This window comes from Streptomyces sp. NPDC048192, assembly GCF_043202415.1.
Taxonomy (GTDB): Bacteria; Actinomycetota; Actinomycetes; order Streptomycetales; family Streptomycetaceae; genus Streptomyces.
In genome coordinates, this window is the sequence record NZ_JBIDAL010000012.1 from 129973 (window position 1) to 147074 (window position 17102).

Annotated in this window: 14 protein-coding genes; 10 read left to right on the forward strand and 4 right to left on the reverse strand. The window is 71.5% G+C overall.

The window, feature by feature from the left end; all coding sequences use genetic code 11:
- Positions 1 to 42 precede the first annotated feature (42 nt).
- Together ACGFZN_RS26045 and ACGFZN_RS26050 are read right to left on the reverse strand one after the other, a co-directional pair.
- Entirely contained in the window at positions 43 to 1200 is a 1158-nt protein-coding gene (locus ACGFZN_RS26045) for an acyl-CoA dehydrogenase family protein (protein WP_393860895.1), read from the reverse strand.
- Between the two features lie 152 nt (positions 1201 to 1352).
- Positions 1353 to 1952, reverse strand: coding sequence for a TetR/AcrR family transcriptional regulator (locus ACGFZN_RS26050; protein WP_393860896.1), 600 nt, complete (start codon positions 1950 to 1952; stop codon positions 1353 to 1355).
- 107 nt (positions 1953 to 2059) lie between these two features.
- Between ACGFZN_RS26050 and ACGFZN_RS26055 the strand changes: the two genes are divergently transcribed.
- From ACGFZN_RS26055 to ACGFZN_RS26070, 4 genes are read left to right on the forward strand one after another with little or no spacing between them, the layout of a single operon-like run.
- Positions 2060 to 3676 carry a carboxyl transferase domain-containing protein gene (locus ACGFZN_RS26055; RefSeq protein WP_393860897.1) on the forward strand — a complete coding sequence of 539 codons (1617 nt, stop codon included), beginning with the start codon at positions 2060 to 2062 and terminating at the stop codon, positions 3674 to 3676.
- Positions 3677 to 3687: 11 nt separating this feature from the next.
- A complete protein-coding gene (locus ACGFZN_RS26060) occupies positions 3688 to 5685 on the forward strand; it encodes an acetyl/propionyl/methylcrotonyl-CoA carboxylase subunit alpha (protein ID WP_393860898.1) in 1998 nt (665 codons plus the stop codon).
- Between the two features lie 17 nt (positions 5686 to 5702).
- Positions 5703 to 6641 carry a hydroxymethylglutaryl-CoA lyase gene (locus ACGFZN_RS26065; protein ID WP_393861028.1) on the forward strand — a complete coding sequence of 313 codons (939 nt, stop codon included), beginning with the start codon at positions 5703 to 5705 and terminating at the stop codon, positions 6639 to 6641.
- A 5-nt stretch (positions 6642 to 6646) separates the two neighbouring features.
- Positions 6647 to 7807, forward strand: a complete 1161-nt coding sequence (locus tag ACGFZN_RS26070) for an acyl-CoA dehydrogenase family protein (protein ID WP_393860899.1) — start codon at positions 6647 to 6649, stop codon at positions 7805 to 7807.
- On the opposite strand, the gene ACGFZN_RS26075 is transcribed toward ACGFZN_RS26070, so the two are convergent.
- Complete coding sequence (locus tag ACGFZN_RS26075; protein ID WP_393860900.1) at positions 7776 to 8447, reverse strand: biliverdin-producing heme oxygenase; 672 nt, start codon at positions 8445 to 8447, stop codon at positions 7776 to 7778. The genes ACGFZN_RS26070 and ACGFZN_RS26075 overlap by 32 nt on opposite strands.
- Positions 8444 to 9595 carry a polyprenyl synthetase family protein gene (locus ACGFZN_RS26080; protein ID WP_393860901.1) on the reverse strand — a complete coding sequence of 384 codons (1152 nt, stop codon included), beginning with the start codon at positions 9593 to 9595 and terminating at the stop codon, positions 8444 to 8446. Before ACGFZN_RS26080 ends, ACGFZN_RS26075 begins: the two co-directional genes overlap by 4 nt.
- Positions 9596 to 9852: 257 nt before the next feature.
- On the opposite strand from ACGFZN_RS26080, the gene ACGFZN_RS26085 reads away from it, so the two are divergent.
- From ACGFZN_RS26085 to ACGFZN_RS26110, 6 genes are all read left to right on the forward strand, one after another.
- Positions 9853 to 10899 (forward strand): ABC transporter substrate-binding protein, encoded by a 1047-nt coding sequence (locus tag ACGFZN_RS26085; RefSeq protein ID WP_393860902.1) that lies wholly within the window; start codon positions 9853 to 9855, stop codon positions 10897 to 10899.
- 39 nt (positions 10900 to 10938) lie between these two features.
- Positions 10939 to 11760, forward strand: a complete 822-nt coding sequence (locus ACGFZN_RS26090) for a siderophore-interacting protein (protein WP_393860903.1) — start codon at positions 10939 to 10941, stop codon at positions 11758 to 11760.
- A gap of 140 nt (positions 11761 to 11900) precedes the next feature.
- Entirely contained in the window at positions 11901 to 13343 is a 1443-nt protein-coding gene (gene desA / locus ACGFZN_RS26095; protein WP_393860904.1) for a lysine decarboxylase DesA, read from the forward strand.
- Positions 13327 to 14604, forward strand: a complete 1278-nt coding sequence (locus ACGFZN_RS26100) for a lysine N(6)-hydroxylase/L-ornithine N(5)-oxygenase family protein (protein ID WP_393860905.1) — start codon at positions 13327 to 13329, stop codon at positions 14602 to 14604. The genes desA and ACGFZN_RS26100 overlap by 17 nt, the downstream gene beginning before the upstream one ends.
- Entirely contained in the window at positions 14601 to 15146 is a 546-nt protein-coding gene (locus tag ACGFZN_RS26105) for a GNAT family N-acetyltransferase (protein ID WP_393860906.1), read from the forward strand. The genes ACGFZN_RS26100 and ACGFZN_RS26105 overlap by 4 nt, the downstream gene beginning before the upstream one ends.
- Positions 15143 to 16912: an IucA/IucC family protein gene (locus ACGFZN_RS26110; protein WP_393860907.1), complete on the forward strand. Its 1770-nt coding sequence runs from the start codon at positions 15143 to 15145 to the stop codon at positions 16910 to 16912. Before ACGFZN_RS26105 ends, ACGFZN_RS26110 begins: the two co-directional genes overlap by 4 nt.
- Positions 16913 to 17102 lie beyond the last annotated feature (190 nt).

A 17102-nucleotide genomic window follows, 5' to 3' on the forward strand; every position in this document is an offset into this window, starting at 1 on the left:
CTAGTTGTACAGGCCAGCGATGACGGCGATGACAGCGCCGTCTTACAGGCCCATGTCCTTGGCGATGATCGTCTTCATGATCTCGCTGGTGCCGCCGTAGATGCGGTTGACGCGGTTGTCCGCGTACAGGCGGGCGATCGGGTACTCGTTCATGTAGCCGTAGCCGCCGTGCAGCTGGAGGCAGCGGTCGATCACGCGGTGGGCGACCTCGGTGCAGAACAGCTTGGCGGAGGCGGCCTCGGCGGGGGTGAGCTCCCCGGCGTCCAGAGCCTCGGTCGCGCGGTCGGCGACGGCCTCGGCGGCGTCCACCTCGGCCTGGCAGGCGGCCAGCTCGAACTTGGTGTTCTGGAAGTGCGCGACCGGCTTGCCGAAGACGGTGCGCTCCTGGACGTACTGCTTGGCGAACCGGACGGCGGCCTTGGCCTGCGCGTAGGCGCCGAAGGCGATGCCCCAGCGCTCGGAGGCGAGGTTGTGGCCGAGGTAGTAGAAGCCCTTGTTCTCCTCGCCGAGCAGGTCCTCGGCCGGCACCTTGACGTCGACGAACGCCAGCTCGGCGGTGTCGGAGGTGCGCAGGCCCAGCTTGTCCAGCTTGCGGCCGACGGAGTAGCCCTCGGACTTGGTGTCCACGGCGAACAGGGAGATGCCGTGGCGGCGGTCCTCGGCGGTCGGCGCGGAGGTGCGGGCGCACACGATCACACGGTCGGCGTGCACGCCGCCGGTGATGAAGGTCTTGGCGCCGTTGAGGACGTAGTGCGTGCCGTCCTCGCTGAGCTTGGCGGTGGTCTTCATGCCCGCGAGGTCGGAACCGGTGCCCGGCTCCGTCATCGCGATGGCCCACATCTCCTCGCCGGTGACGAACTTCGGCAGGTAGCGCTTCTTCTGCTCGTCGGTGGCGAGCATCTTGATGTACGGCAGGGCGAGCAGGACGTGCACGCCGGAGCCGCCGAAGCTGACGCCCGCGCGGGCGGTCTCCTCGTAGATGACGGCCTCGAACTTGTGGGTCTCCAGGCCCGCGCCGCCGAACTCCTCCGGCACGCTGATGCCGAAGACGCCCAGCTCACCGAGCTTGTAGTAGAAGTCCCGCGGCGCCTGGCCGGCGGCGAACCACTCGTCGTACACGGGTACGACCTCGGCCTCGATGAAGGCGCGAAGGGTCTCCCGGAACGCCTCGTGATCCTCGTTGAACACCGTACGGCGCACGCCGCCCACCTCCAGCTACCTGTCTAAGCGCTTGCTCAGACTCGAAGATACCGGCGAGTACGCAGCTGCGTCCAGAGACGAAGGTCACTCCGACGGAGGCGCGACGGGAGTCACAGCGAAGGGCCGCGGTCACCGGCCCCCCGTCGCCGCGCTCAGCGCTCCCCCGCCGCCGCGAACGCCCCCCGCGCCATCCGGTGCAGCAGCGCCGCCGTGGCGCCGCGGCCCGGGAGGGTGCCCGCGCGGCCCAGGTGGGGCGTGGAGTTCAGCAGGCCGAAGACCGAGTGGACGGCCGAGCGGGCCGACTGCTCGGTGAGCGCCGGGTAGACCTCGCGGACCACCTCCACCCACAGCTCGACGTACTGCCGCTGCAGCTGGCGGACCAGCTTGCGGTCGCTGTCGCGCAGGCGGTCCAGCTCGCGGTCGTGCAGGGTGATGAGGGGACGGTCGTCCAGGGCGAAGTCGATGTGGCCCTCGATCAGGGAGTCCAGGACCGCGGAGGCGCCGGCCTGGCCGTCCGCCTCCGCCAGACGGCGCTTGGCGCCCGTCAGCAGCTGACCGCTGATGCCCACCAGCAGCTCGGCGAGCATCGCGTCCTTGCCCGGGAAGTGCCGGTACAGACCGGGGCCGCTGATGCCCACCGCCGCGCCTATCTCGTCCACGCCGACCCCGTGGAAGCCGCGCTCGGCGAAGAGCCGGGCGGCCTCCTTGAGGATCTGCTGGCGACGGGTGGGGGCGTCGGTTCTGGTGACCATGCGGCCAATTCTAGACAGCGAGGTTAGCGGTCGTTAACCTGAAGGAGGTGGTTAACGCTCATTAACAGCGGACCACGGGTTCGATCACCAGGTGAGGGGACCGCAGGATGCACGAGGCACCGGAGCTTCACAGCGCGGCAGATCCCGCGTCGGAGGCCTGGCGGGCCAATGAACAGGCGCATCTCGCGCTCGTGGAGGAGCTGCGCGGCAAGCTGGCCGCGGCGGCCCTCGGCGGCGGCGAGAAGGCGCGCGCCCGGCACACCGCGCGGGGCAAGCTGCTGCCGCGGGACAGGGTGGACACACTGCTCGACCCGGGCTCGCCGTTCCTGGAGCTGGCCCCGCTGGCGGCCGACGGGATGTACGACGGGCAGGCCCCGGCCGCCGGCGTGATCGCCGGGATCGGCCGGGTGGCCGGGCGCGAGTGCGTGATCGTGGCGAACGACGCGACCGTCAAGGGCGGCACGTACTACCCGATGACGGTGAAGAAGCACCTGCGCGCGCAGGAGGTCGCCCTCGACAACCGCCTGCCCTGCGTCTATCTCGTGGACTCCGGCGGCGCCTTCCTGCCGATGCAGGACGAGGTCTTCCCGGACCGGGACCACTTCGGGCGGATCTTCTACAACCAGGCCCGGATGTCCGGCGCCGGCATCCCCCAGGTCGCCGCCGTCCTCGGGTCGTGCACGGCGGGCGGCGCGTATGTGCCCGCGATGAGCGACGAAGCCGTGATCGTGCGCAACCAGGGCACGATCTTCCTCGGCGGCCCGCCGCTGGTGAAGGCCGCCACCGGCGAGGTCGTGACGGCGGAGGAGCTGGGCGGCGGCGAGGTCCACTCGCGCGTGTCCGGCGTCACCGACCACCTCGCCGAGGACGACGCGCACGCCCTCAGGATCGTCCGGAACATCGTCGCCACCCTCCCGGCCCGGCAGTCCCCGCCCTGGGAGGTCCAGCCGTCGGTCGAGCCCAAGGTCGACCCCTACGGGCTGTACGGCGCGGTCCCCGTGGACTCCCGCACCCCCTACGACGTCCGCGAGATCATCGCCCGCGTCACCGACGGCTCCCGCTTCGCCGAGTTCAAGAGCGAGTTCGGGCAGACCCTGGTCACCGGCTTCGCGCGCATCCACGGCCACCCGGTGGGGATCGTCGCCAACAACGGCATCCTCTTCTCCGAGTCCGCCCAGAAGGGCGCCCACTTCATCGAGCTGTGCGACCAGCGCGGCATCCCGCTGGTGTTCCTGCAGAACATCTCCGGGTTCATGGTCGGCAGGGACTACGAGGCCGGCGGCATCGCCAAGCACGGCGCCAAGATGGTGACGGCCGTGGCGTGCACGCGCGTGCCCAAGCTGACGGTGGTGGTCGGCGGTTCGTACGGCGCGGGCAACTACTCGATGTGCGGCCGGGCCTACTCCCCCCGCTTTCTGTGGATGTGGCCCAACGCCAAGATCTCGGTCATGGGCGGCGAGCAGGCCGCGTCCGTGCTGGCGACCGTCAAGCGGGACCAGATGGAGGCGCGCGGCGAGCAGTGGCCCGCCGAGGACGAGGAGGCCTTCAAGGCGCCCGTCCGCGCGCAGTACGAGCGCCAGGGCAACGCCTACTACGCCACCGCCCGGCTCTGGGACGACGGCGTGATCGACCCGCTCGAGACCCGTCGGGTGCTGGGCCTCGCCCTGACGGCCTGCGCCAACGCGCCTCTGGGAGACCCCCAGTTCGGCGTCTTCCGGATGTGAGGAGGGGAACCGTGTTCGACACAGTGCTGGTCGCCAACCGGGGCGAGATCGCCGTACGCGTCATCCGTACGCTCCGCTCGCTGGGCGTACGCTCGGTGGCGGTCTTCTCCGACGCCGACGCCGACGCGCGCCACGTCCGGGAGGCCGACACGGCGGTGCGCATCGGCCCGGCGCCGGCCGCCGAGAGCTATCTGTCGGTGGAGCGGCTGCTGGACGCCGCCGCCCGCACCGGCGCGCAGGCCGTCCACCCCGGCTACGGCTTCCTCGCCGAGAACGCCGCCTTCGCGCGGGCCTGCGAGGACGCGGGGCTGGTGTTCATCGGCCCGCCGGCGGACGCCATCGCGCTCATGGGCGACAAGATCCGCGCCAAGGAGACCGTGAAGGCGGCCGGGGTGCCGGTCGTGCCCGGCGGAAAGGATCCCGAACTGGCCGAGGCCGCCCGCGAGCTGGGCGCGCCCGTGCTGCTGAAGCCGTCCGCCGGCGGTGGCGGCAAGGGCATGCGGCTGGTGCGGGACATGAGCGTGCTGGAGGAGGAGATCGCCGCCGCCCGCCGCGAGGCCCGCGCCTCCTTCGGCGACGACACGCTGCTGGTGGAGCGGTGGGTCGACCGCCCCCGGCACATCGAGATCCAGGTGCTGGCCGACGGCCACGGCACGGTGGTCCACCTCGGCGAGCGCGAGTGCTCCCTGCAGCGGCGGCACCAGAAGATCATCGAGGAGGCGCCCAGCGTCCTGCTGGACGAGGCCACGCGCGCGGCGATGGGCGAGGCGGCGGTGCAGGCGGCCCGCTCGTGCGGGTACCGGGGCGCGGGCACGGTGGAGTTCATCGTGCCGGGCGGCGACCCCTCGCAGTACTACTTCATGGAGATGAACACCCGACTCCAGGTGGAGCACCCGGTGACCGAACTCGTCACCGGACTCGACCTGGTGGAGTGGCAGCTCAGGGTGGCGGCCGGGGAGAAGCTGGCCTTCACGCAGGACGACGTGACGCTGACCGGGCACGCGGTGGAGGCGCGGATCTGCGCCGAGGACCCCACCCGCGGCTTCCTCCCCACGGGCGGCACGGTCCTCGGGCTGCGGGAGCCGCAGGGCGACGGCGTGCGCACCGACTCGGGGCTCAGCGAGGGCACCGAGGTGGGCAGCCTGTACGACCCGATGCTGTCCAAGGTGATCGCCTACGGCCCCGACCGGGCGACGGCGCTCAGGAAGCTCCGGGCGGCGCTCGCGGAGACGGTCACGCTGGGCGTGCAGACCAACGCGGGCTTCCTGCGCCGGCTGCTGGCGCATCCGGCGGTGGTCGAGGGGGACTTGGACACCGGGCTGGTGGAGCGCGAGGTCGACCGGCTCGTGCCCGACGGGGTGCCGGCGGAGGTCTACGCGGCGGCGGCACTGCTGCGGCAGGCCCGGCTCACGCCCGCCGGCGGCGCCGGCTGGACGAACCCGTTCGCCGCCGCCGACGGCTGGCGGCTGGGCGGGACGCGTGCCTGGACCCCGCACCCGCTGCAGGTGCCGGGGCACGAACCGGTGACCGTGCGCGTGCGCAGCACGCCGGACGGCGGCACCGAGCTGCTGCTGCCCGGCGCGGACACACCGCTGCGCGGATCCGCGGCCGTGCTCCCCGGCGCCGGGCACCGGTTCACCGTCCTGCTGGACGGCGTCACCCACACCTTCGCGGCCACCCCGGACGGCGCATGGCTCGGCCGCGACGGCGACAGCTGGCAGGTGCGGGACCACGACCCGGTGGCCGCGTCCCTGAGCCGGTCCGCGCACGCGGGCGCCGACTCCCTCACCGCGCCCATGCCCGGCACGGTGACCGTGGTGAAGGTGGCCGTCGGCGACGAGGTGACGGCCGGGCAGAGCCTGCTGGTGGTGGAGGCGATGAAGATGGAGCACGTCATCTCCGCCCCGCACGCCGGCACGGTCGCCGAGCTGGACGTCGCCCCGGGCACGACGGTCGCCATGGACCAGGTGCTGGCCGTGATCACACCGCACGAGGAGGTGGCCCGGTGACCGCCGAGGCACTGCCCATGACCGTACCGGCCGCCGGTCTGCCCGCACGGGTGCGGATCCACGAGGTCGGCGCGCGCGACGGCCTGCAGAACGAGCAGCGGACCGTGCCGACCGAGATCAAGGCGGAGTTCATCCGCCGGCTCGCCGACGCGGGCCTGACCACCATCGAGGCGACGAGCTTCGTGCACCCCAAGTGGGTGCCCCAACTCGCCGACGCCGAGCAGCTGCTGCCCCGGGTCAGCGACCTCGAAGGGGTGGCGCTGCCGGTGCTGGTGCCCAACCAGCGCGGCCTGGAGCGGGCGCTGGCGCTCGGCGCCGACCGGATCGCCGTGTTCGCCAGCGCCACCGAGTCCTTCGCCAAGGCCAACCTCAACCGCACGCTGGACGAGTCGCTGGCCGTGTTCGAGCCGGTGGTGCGGCAGGCGAAGGACCGGGGCGTGCATGTGCGCGGCTATGTGTCGATGTGCTTCGGCGACCCCTGGGAGGGCCCGGTCCCGCTGCACCAGGTGGCCCGGGTCTGCACGGCGCTGCGCGACATGGGCTGCGACGAGCTGAGCCTCGGCGACACCATCGGCGTGGCCACCCCCGGCCACGTCCTCGCACTGCTGAACCTGCTGAACGAGAAGGGCGTGCCGACCAACGTGATCGGCGTGCACTTCCACGACACCTACGGCCAGGCGCTCGCCAACACCCTGGCCGCCCTCCAGCACGGCGTCACCACCGTGGACGCCTCCGCCGGAGGCCTCGGCGGCTGCCCGTACGCGAAGTCCGCCACCGGCAACCTCGCCACCGAGGACCTCGTCTGGATGCTGCACGGCCTGGGCATCGAGACCGGGGTCGACCTCGGCCGTCTCATCGCCACCAGCGTGTGGATGGCCGCCCATCTGGACCGGCCCAGCCCGTCCCCTACCGTCCGCGCACTCGGTAAAACGACACAGCCCCACGAGGACCAGTGATCAGCATGGACCACCGTCTCAGCCCCGAGCTGGAGGAACTCCGCCGTACGGTCGCGGAGTTCGCGCACGATGTCGTGGCACCGAAGATCGGCGACTTCTACGAGCGGCACGAGTTCCCGTACGAGATCGTCCGCGAGATGGGCCGCATGGGCCTGTTCGGGCTGCCGTTCCCGGAGGAGTACGGCGGCATGGGCGGCGACTATCTGGCGCTCGGCATCGCCCTGGAGGAACTGGCGCGGGTCGACTCGTCGGTGGCGATCACCCTGGAGGCGGGCGTCTCGCTCGGCGCCATGCCGATCCATCTGTTCGGCACCGAGGAGCAGAAGCGCCGGTGGTTGCCCAGGCTGTGCGCGGGCGAGGTCCTCGGCGCGTTCGGCCTGACGGAGCCGGACGGCGGCAGCGACGCGGGCGCCACGCGGACGACGGCCCGGCTGGACCCGGACACGGACGAGTGGGTGATCAACGGCACGAAGTGCTTCATCACCAACTCCGGCACGGACATCACCGGCCTGGTGACGGTCACGGCGGTCACCGGTCGCAAGCCGGACGGCAAGCCGCTGATCTCGGCGATCATCGTCCCGTCCGGCACCCCGGGCTTCACGGTCGCCGCGCCGTACTCGAAGGTCGGCTGGAACGCGTCCGACACCCGGGAGCTGTCCTTCCAGGACGTCCGGGTCCCGGCGGCCAACCTGCTCGGCGAGGAGGGCCGCGGCTACGCCCAGTTCCTGCGCATCCTCGACGAGGGCCGGATCGCCATCGCGGCCCTCGCCACGGGTCTCGCGCAGGGCTGTGTGGACGAGTCGGTGAAGTACGCCAAGGAGCGGCACGCCTTCGGCCGCCCCATCGGCGCCAACCAGGCCATCCAGTTCAAGATCGCCGACATGGAGATGAAGGCCCACACCGCCCGCCTGGCCTGGCGGGACGCGGCCAGCCGGCTGGTCGCGGGCGAGCCGTTCAAGAAGGAGGCGGCGCTCGCCAAGCTGTACTCCTCCACGGTCGCCGTGGACAACGCCCGCGACGCCACCCAGATCCACGGCGGCTACGGCTTCATGAACGAGTACCCGGTGGCCCGCATGTGGCGCGACTCCAAGATCCTGGAGATCGGCGAGGGCACCAGCGAGGTCCAGCGGATGCTCATCGCACGGGAACTGGGCCTGGTGAGCTAGCCGGTCCGGCCGCGGTCAGCCCGGCCGACAGCGACTCGGTGATGCGGGCCGTGTGGTGGTAGGCCCGCAGAGCCGCGGCCAGGGCGCGGCCCTGGGCGTCCGGGGCGGCCAGCGCCTCGTCCAGCCGGGCGGTGAACCGGGCCCAGCGGGCCCGGTCGCCGCTGGTGTAGTACGCGATGCCGTCGGCGCCCCGGAGGCCGTAGGCGCGGCTGAGGTGCGGGTGCAGGTGGAGCGCGCCGAGGGTGGAGCCCTCCAGGACGTACAGGTGCCCGAGGAGCGAGGCGGGGTCCTCGGCCGCCGTCGTACGGATGTCCGCGGCGAAGGCCGCGGCGCGCCCGGCCGGCCACCGCCCGGGGGCGGCGCCGCGGAGCGCGAGATGGCGCAGGTCCCGCTCGATCAGCGGGGTCTTGCGCAGATCCTCCGCCGCCCACAGGGCGGCGACGGCTGGGGCGCCGGCACGCGCGAGTTCCGTCTCCAGGGCGCTCAGCACCATGCGCAGGGCGGCGAGCTGGGCCGCGTAGCGGGTCATCGGCAGGGTGCCGGCGAACAGCGCGGCGGCGAAGCCCGTGCGCTCCAGGGCGGCGTGCCGGTCGCGGGTGCCGGCGCGCAGCCGGGCCGAGGCGGTGACCGGCGCCGTCATGCCGCGCTCCGCTGCCGGAGGGTGTCGTGGAGGCGGTCGATGAGGTGGCCCTTGCGGTCGATGGTGAGGTCGAAGTAGGCGGCGGCGTCCGTCGAGCGGCACACGCGGCGCACGGCCTGCTTCGCGGCCCGTTTGCGTTCGGCCGCCTCGGCGGACAGGGCGAGCAGCGTCCGGTCGAGGTCCGGATGGCCGAGAGCGTACGACCGCAGCCGTTCGCCGGTCAGCTCCTCGGGGTCCGGCGGGGGCGCGCCCTGGGGGGAGTCGAGGAGTTCCAGGACGACGCGGTTGCTCAGTCCGTCGCAGTCCTCGTGGGTGCGCGCGCCGGCGAACTCCGGCACGAAGTCGGTGACGTCGTTGAACAGCTGGCTGGCGAGGCCGAGTTGGCGCATGGCCTCGTTCAGGGTGTCGCGCTCGTCGGCGACCACCCGCAGGGCCGCGAGGGCCGCGTCGAGCGGCATCCGGAACAGGGTGCCGGTCTTCAGCGCGGCCATCGACTCCCAGAAGGTGACCCGTTCCGGGTGCGGCGCCCCGGCCAGTTCGGCGCGGGTGCCGGGCGCACGGGTGGCGATGTCGACGGCCTGCCCCTTGAAGCCGTCGGCCACCGAGGCGAGCAGGCTGTCGACGACGGCGGGGTCGGCCGCGTGCGCCAGGGCGGCGGCGACCAGCCAGGACCCGGTGTTGACGGCGAGCGGCAGGCCGTGGGTGACGTGCAGCGCGGGTTCGCCGTAGCGGACGGCGCTGCCGTCCTGCACGTCGTCGAGCGCGACGGCGGCCTTGAGCAGGACGCGGACGGCGACGGCGGCCCGGCGCACGGCGGCGAGAGCGTCGTCCTGGGCGTCCTCCGCCGCCGGGCCGTCGAAGCCCCGGTAGTTGCGGTAGGCCCAGTAGACCATCGAGGGCCGCAGCGGGCGGCCGCCGCCGGGGGCTCCGGGAGCGGGGCGCAGCGCCTCCTGGCCCGCCTTGGAGCCGACGGCGTCGGCGACCGGTGCGTGCAGGGCCCGCCGGAGCGCGGCGCCGTACACGGACCCCTCGGCGTCCGCCGGCTCCCGCGCCGGCGTCGCGAGGAACCGGTCGAGGTCCGCTTCCAGGAGCGCGGCGTCCGCGCGGACCACCGCCTCCACGTCCCGGCCGACCGTCGTGGTCGTCATGCCCGTCCCGCCCCTCTCCGTGCGCAGCCCACAGCAGCCAAGTCGCGACACAAAGTAGTGACGGATGATCGGAACGGCCATGCGCTGGAAGGAAGTTGAGGGCCGGGCGACAGAAGATGACCGAAATCATCCGCCTGGAGGAATCGGGCGAATCACACGGCCCGCACCCACCCCCCTGGACACCGACTGAGGTTAGGCTAACCTACCTTCGAACTTGTCCGGCGGGCGCTCCGCCCCGTTCGAAAGCAGTCGTATCCATGCCCCATGCCCGTGCCACCCACCCCACTCGCCGCGGCCTCCTCGCCGCCGGCGGCGCCCTCGGACTCGGCGCCGCGCTCGCCGCATGCGGAGACGACAAGGGCAAAGGCAGTGGCTCCGCAGGCGCGGCGAAGGGCTCCGCGTCCGGCCCCTGGTCCTTCAAGGACGACCGCGGTACGACGGTGAAGCTCGACAGGGTCCCGGCGGACATCGTCGCCTTCACCGGCGTCGGCGCCGCCCTCTACGACTACGGCATCCAGGTCAAGGGCGTCTTCGGGCCGACGCGGACGAAGGACGGAAAGCCCGACGTCCAGGCCGGCGACATGGACGTCAGCAAGGTGACGGTCCTCGGCAACGCCTGGGGCCAGTTCAACATCGAGAAGTACGCCTCGCTCGCGCCCGACGTGCTCATCACGACGATGTTCGACGACGCCGGCACCCTCTGGTACGTCCCCGAGGAGTCCAAGAAGAAGATCGCCCAACTGGCCCCCAGCATCGGCATCTCCGTCTACGACCGGCAGCTCACCGAGCCGCTGCAGCGCATGTGGGACCTGGCCGCGTCGCTCGGCGCCGACATGAAGGCCACGAAGGTCACCGACGCGAAGAAGCGGTTCGAGGCCGCCGCCGCCCGGCTGCGGGCCGCCGCCAAGGCGAAGCCCGGCATCAAGGTGATGGCCGGATCCGCCAGCGACCAGCTCTTCTACGTCTCCGGCACGAACCTCTCCATCGACCTGGAGTACTTCAAGGCCCTCGGCGTGCACTTCGTCGAGCCGCCGGAGAGCGCCAAGAAGCAGGGCGGTGGCTGGTACGAGTCACTGAGCTGGGAGAACGTCGACAAGTACCAGGCCGACATCATCATGATGGACGACCGGTCGTCGGCCATCCAGCCGGCCGACATCACCAAGCCGACGTGGAAGAAGCTGCCTGCCGTGAAGGCGGGGCAGGTCATCGCGCGGTCCCCGGAGCCGATCCTGTCGTACGACAAGTGCGTGCCGCTGCTGACGAGTCTGGCCGAGGCCCTGGAGAAGGCGAAGAAGGTCAGCTAGGCGCCGCACCCCCAGCCCCCCACCGCATCAGGAGCCCCCATGACGACGGCCGTAGCCGCTCCGTTCCGTTTCTTCTCCCTGCGCGTTGCACGGACCCGGCGGCTGGGGCCGTCGCTGGTCCGGGTCACCTTCTGCGGAGACGACCTGCACGCCTTCGACTCGCTCGGGCGCGACCAGTCCCTCTCGCTGTTCCTGCCGCATCCGGGCCGGCCTGAGCCCGTCGTGCCCCTGGACCTCGGGGACGGCTGGTGGCAGGCGTGGCGTGAACTGCCCGACGGCGTACGGGCGGTGATGCGGTCGTACACGCTCCGGTCCTTCCGGCGCGAGCCCGGCGAACTCGACATCGACTTCGTCCTGCACACTCCGGCAGGCCCCGCCTCCCGCTGGGCCTCCCGCGCCACCGCCGGCGACCGGGTGCTGCTGCTCGGGCCGGTGATCGCCGACAACCGCGCCGTCCGGTTCCGTCCGCCCGAGGACGCGGACCTCGTCGTGCTGTGGGGCGACGAGAGCGCCGTACCGGCCGCGACCGCGAGCCTGGAGTCCCTTCCGGCCGGTGTCCGGGTCCGGGCCTTCCTTGAGGTGCCGCACGCCGGTGACATCCAGGACGTGCGCACGGAGGCGGACGCGGAGATCACCTGGCTCGTACGGCACGACGGCGCCCCCATGGCCGTCGACGCCGTACGGGCCGCGCGGCTCCCCTCCGCGCAGCGGCCGTACGTGTGGATCGCCGGGGAGTCGGGGCAAGTGAAGGCACTGCGGCGGTACTTCGTCCAGGAGCGCGGGGTGGACCGGCGGCGCATCACCTTCGTCGGGTACTGGCGCCGGGGAATGACCGAGGAGCAGTTGCGCGGGGCGGAGTGACTCCGCCCGCCGGGCCACCCCCCTGTGCGTGACACCGGCCACGGCAGAGGCATGCCTTGATCCAAAAAAGTTAGGTTAGGCTAACCTAAGTCAGAAGCGGTTCACTCCCCCGCACGAACCGTCCCCCGGAGGACCCCCACATGCGCTCGCACCTGCTCAATGGCCTGACCACGGAGCACTACCGCAGCTCCGTGATCGAAGGAGTAGAGCGGGTGGCGGCCCAACTCGCCGCCGCCGACCGTCCGTTCACCGGCGTCACCGCCGACGCCCTCGGCCCCCGGATCGACGCCGTCGACCTCGACCGCCCGCTCGGCGACACCACCGCCGCCCTGGACGAACTGCAGGACGTCTACCTCCGCGACGCCGTCTACTTCCACCACCCCCGCTACCTCGCCCACCTCAACTGCCCCGTCGTCATCCCGGCGGTGCTCGGCGAGGCCGTGCTCTCCGCCGTCAACTCTTCCCTCGACACCTGGGACCAGTCGGCCGGCGGCACCCTGATCGAGCGCAAGCTCATCGACTGGACGGCCGCCCGGATCGGCCTCGGGCCCGCCGCCGACGGCGTGTTCACCTCCGGCGGCAGCCAGTCCAACCTCCAGGCGCTGCTGCTGGCGCGCGAGGAGGCCAAGACCGACTCCCTGGCGAAACTGCGCGTCTTCGCCTCCGAGGCCGCCCACTTCAGCGTCAGGAAGTCCGCGAAACTGCTCGGCCTGAGCGCCGAGTCCGTGGTCTGCGTCCCCGTCGACCACGACAGGCGCATGCACACCGTCGCCCTCGCCCGCGAGCTGGAACGCTGCCGGCGCGACGGGCTGGTCCCCATGGCGGTCGTCGCCACCGCCGGCACCACCGACTTCGGCTCCATCGACCCGCTCCCGGAGATCGCCGGAGTGTGCGCCGAGTACGGCGTGTGGCTGCACGTCGACGCCGCCTACGGCTGCGGGCTGCTCGCCTCCCCCACCCGCCGGCACCTGCTGGCCGGCATCGAGCGCGCCGACTCGGTCACCGTCGACTACCACAAGTCCTTCTTCCAGCCGGTGAGTTCGTCGGCCGTGCTGGTGCGCGACGCGGCCACCCTGCGGCACGCCACCTACCACGCGGAGTACCTCAACCCACGCCGCATGGTGCGCGAACGCATCCCCAACCAGGTCGACAAGTCCCTGCAGACCACCCGCCGCTTCGACGCCCTCAAACTGTGGCTCACCCTGCGGGTCATGGGCGCCGACGGCGTCGGACGGCTCTTCGACGAGGTCTGCGACCTGGCGCAGCAGGGCTGGCGGATGCTCGCCGCCGACCCCCGGTACGACGTCGTCGTCGCGCCCGCCCTGTCCACCCTGGTCTTCCGCTACATCCCGGCCGCCGTCACCGACCCGGCCGAGATCGACCGCGCCAACCTCCACGCCCGCAAGGCCCTGTTCGCCTCCGGCGCCGCCGTGGTCGCGGGCACCGAGGTCGGCGGCCGCCAGTACCTGAAGTTCACCCTGCTCAACCCCGAGACGGCACCGGCCGACATCGCCGCCGTCCTCGATCTGATCGCCGGCCACGCCGAGCAGTACCTGGGAGACTCCCTTGACCGCGCGTCCTGAAGCCCCCGACCGCCCTTACGACTTCGTGGGGATCGGGCTCGGCCCCTTCAACCTCGGCCTCGCCTGCCTCACCGAACCGATCGCCGGTCTGCGCGGCGTCTTCCTGGAGTCCAAGCCGGACTTCGAGTGGCACGCCGGGATGTTCCTCGACGGCGCCCACCTGCAGACGCCGTTCATGTCGGACCTGGTCACCCTCGCCGACCCGACCTCGCCGTACTCCTTCCTCAACTACCTGAAGGAGAAGGGCCGGCTGTACTCGTTCTACATCCGCGAGAACTTCTATCCGCTGCGGGTCGAGTACGACGACTACTGCCGCTGGGCCGCGAACAGGCTCGGCAGCGTCCGCTTCGGCACGACGGTCACAGAGGTGACGTACGAGGCCGGGCTGTACGCGGTGCGCACCCGGGGCGGTGAGACGTTCCGCGCGCGCCACCTGGTCCTGGGCACGGGCACGACCCCGCACGTCCCCGAGGCCTGCCGGGGCCTGGCCGGCGACTTCCTCCACACCTCGCAGTACATGCACCGCAAGGCGGAGCTGCAGGCGAAGAAGTCCATCACGATCGTCGGCAGCGGGCAGAGCGCGGCCGAGATCTACTACGAGCTGCTGTCCGAGATCGACGTCCACGGCTACCGGCTCGACTGGGTCACCCGCTCCCCGCGCTTCTTCCCCCTCGAATACACCAAGCTCACCCTGGAGATGACCTCCCCGGACTACATCGACTACTTCCACGCCCTGCCCGAGGAGACCCGCTACCGGCTGGAGAAGGAACAGAAGGGCCTGTTCAAGGGCATCAACTCGGAGCTGATCGACGCGATCTTCGACCTGCTCTACCAGAAGAACCTCACCGGCCCCCTGCGCACCCGCCTGCTGACCAACTCCACCCTGCGCAGCGCCGCCCACACGGACGGCGGCTACACCCTCGGCTTCCACCAGGACGAGCAGGACAAGGACTTCGAGATCCGGACCGAGGGCCTGCTGCTGGCCACCGGCTACCGCTACGAGCCCCCGGCCTTCCTCGCCCCGGTCCGCGACCGCCTGCGCTTCGACGGCCACGGCCGCTTCGACGTCGCCCGCAACTACGCGATCGACGTCACCGGCCGCGGCGTCTTCCTCCAGAACGCCGGCGTCCACACCCACAGCATCACCAGCCCCGACCTGGGCATGGGTGCCTACCGCAACGCGTACATCATCCGCGAGCTGCTCGGCGCCGAGTACTACCCGGTCGAGAAGACGATCGCCTTCCAGGACTTCGCCGTATGACCAGCACACACCTGCCCTTCACCTTCCGCCCCGTCGACCCGGCCGGGGACGCCCGGCTCCTGCACTCCTGGGTCACCCACCCCAAGGCCGTCTTCTGGATGATGCAGGACGCCACGCCTGAGGACGTCGAGCGGGCCTACCGGGAGATCGCGGCGGACGAGCACCATCACGCGCTGCTGGGGCTGCGCGACGGGGAACCGGTGTTCCTGACGGAGACGTACGACCCGGCCCACCGCGAGCTGGCCGGGCTGTACGAGCCGCGGCCGGGCGACGTCGGCATGCACTTCCTCACCCCGGCGACCGCCACCCCCGTCCACGGCTTCACCAGGTCCGTGATCACCGCGGTGCTGGCCCACCTCTTCCAGGACCCGGCGACCCGGCGGGTCGTGGTGGAGCCGGATGTGCGCAACACCGCCGTGCACGCGCTGAACGAGGCCGTCGGGTTCGTGCCCGAGCGGGAGATCGTGAAGCCGGAGAAGCGGGCACTGCTGAGCTTCTGCACACGGGAGCGGTTCCTCGCCGCGACGGGGGTGGCGGTATGAGCCTCGCCGACGCCGTGGCCCATCTGTCCCCCGAGCGCTGGGCGACCGCCAACCGGCTGCTGATACGCAAGGCGCTCGCGGAGTTCGCGCACGAGCGCCTGATCACCCCCGAGAGGACCGGTGCGGGATACGTCGTCCGCAGCGACGACGGGCTCACGTCCTACCGCTTCCGCGCCGTCCGCCGCGCCCTCGACCACTGGCAGGTCGACGCCGGCTCGATCACCCGGCACCGCGACGGCGCCGGCCTGCCCCTGTCCGCCCTGGAGTTCTTCATCGAACTGAAGGAGTCGCTGGGCCTGAGCGACGAGATCCTGCCGGTCTACCTGGAGGAGATCTCCTCCACCCTCTCCGGCACCTGCTACAAGCTCGCCAAGCCCCGCGTCACCTCCGCGGAGCTGGCGGGCAGCGGCTTCCAGGACGTCGAGGCGGCGATGACCGAAGGCCACCCCTGCTTCGTCGCGAACAACGGCCGGCTCGGGTTCGGCGTCCACGAGTACCTGTCGTACGCCCCGGAGACCGCGAGCCCCGTCCGGCTGGTGTGGCTCGCCGCACACCGCTCGCGAGCCGTCTTCACGGCGGGCGAAGGGATCGAGTACGCGTCCTTCCTGCGGGCGGAGCTGGGCGAGGAGACGCTGGCCCGCTTCCGGGCCGCCCTCACCGGCCAGGACCTGGACCCCGCCGACTACCTCCTCATCCCCGTCCACCCCTGGCAGTGGTGGAACAAGCTCTCCGTCACCTTCGCCGCCGAGGTGGCCCGGCGGAACCTGGTCTGCCTCGGCGAGAGCGAGGACGCGTATCTGGCCCAGCAGTCCATCCGGACCTTCTTCAACGCCTCCCACCCCGGGAAGCACTATGTGAAGACGGCCCTGTCCGTGCTCAACATGGGGTTCATGCGGGGCCTGTCCGCCGCGTACATGGAGGCCACCCCGGCCATCAACGACTGGCTGGCCCGGCTGATCGAGAACGACCCGGTGCTGAAGGCCACGGGCCTGACGATCATCCGGGAACGGGCGGCCGTCGGCTACCGGCATCTGGAGTACGAGCGGGCCACCGACCGGTACTCGCCGTACCGCAAGATGCTGGCCGCGCTGTGGCGGGAGAGCCCGGCGCCGGGCCTCCAGGACGGCGAGTCCCTCGCCACCATGGCCTCGCTGCTGCACGTGGACCACACCGGCGCCTCCTTCGCGGGCGCCCTGATCGAGCGGTCGGGGCTGACCCCGGCGGCCTGGCTGCGGCAGTACCTGCGGGCCTACTACACCCCCCTGCTGCACAGCTTCTACGCCTACGACCTGGTCTTCATGCCGCACGGCGAGAACGTGATCCTGGTGCTGAAGGACGGCGCCGTGCAGCGCGCGATCTACAAGGACATCGCCGAGGAGATCGCGGTGATGGACCCGGACGCGGCCCTGCCGCCCGAGGTGCGGCGGATCCGGGTCGACGTCCCGGAGGACAAGAAGCTCCTGTCGGTCTTCACGGACGTCTTCGACTGCTTCTTCCGCTTCCTGTCCGCGCATCTCGCCGCCGAGGGGATCATGGAAGAGGAGGCCTTCTGGCGCACGGTCGCGCAGGTCACCCGCGAGTACCAGGACGCGAACCCCGCACTGGCCGACCGGTTCCGCCAGTACGACGTCTTCGCCCCGGAGTTCGCCCTGTCCTGCCTGAACCGCCTCCAGCTGCGCGACAACCGGCAGATGGTGGACCTCGCCGATCCCTCGGGCGCGCTCCAGCTCGCCGGCACCCTGAAGAACCCGATCGCCGGTCTCTGACGGGCTCGGAAACGGCCGGGCACCCCGGAAACGACCGGGATGCCCGGCCTATAAATCCCCATTGTCCGGTTTGACATAGTGTGCCGCAAAGTCGCGCTATTTCCGAATTAAAGGCATTGAGCGGTTTAACCTGCGACACGTGACTCAATTCACTTACGAGGCTTCCTAGGATCGCGAACGCTCCGCGAAT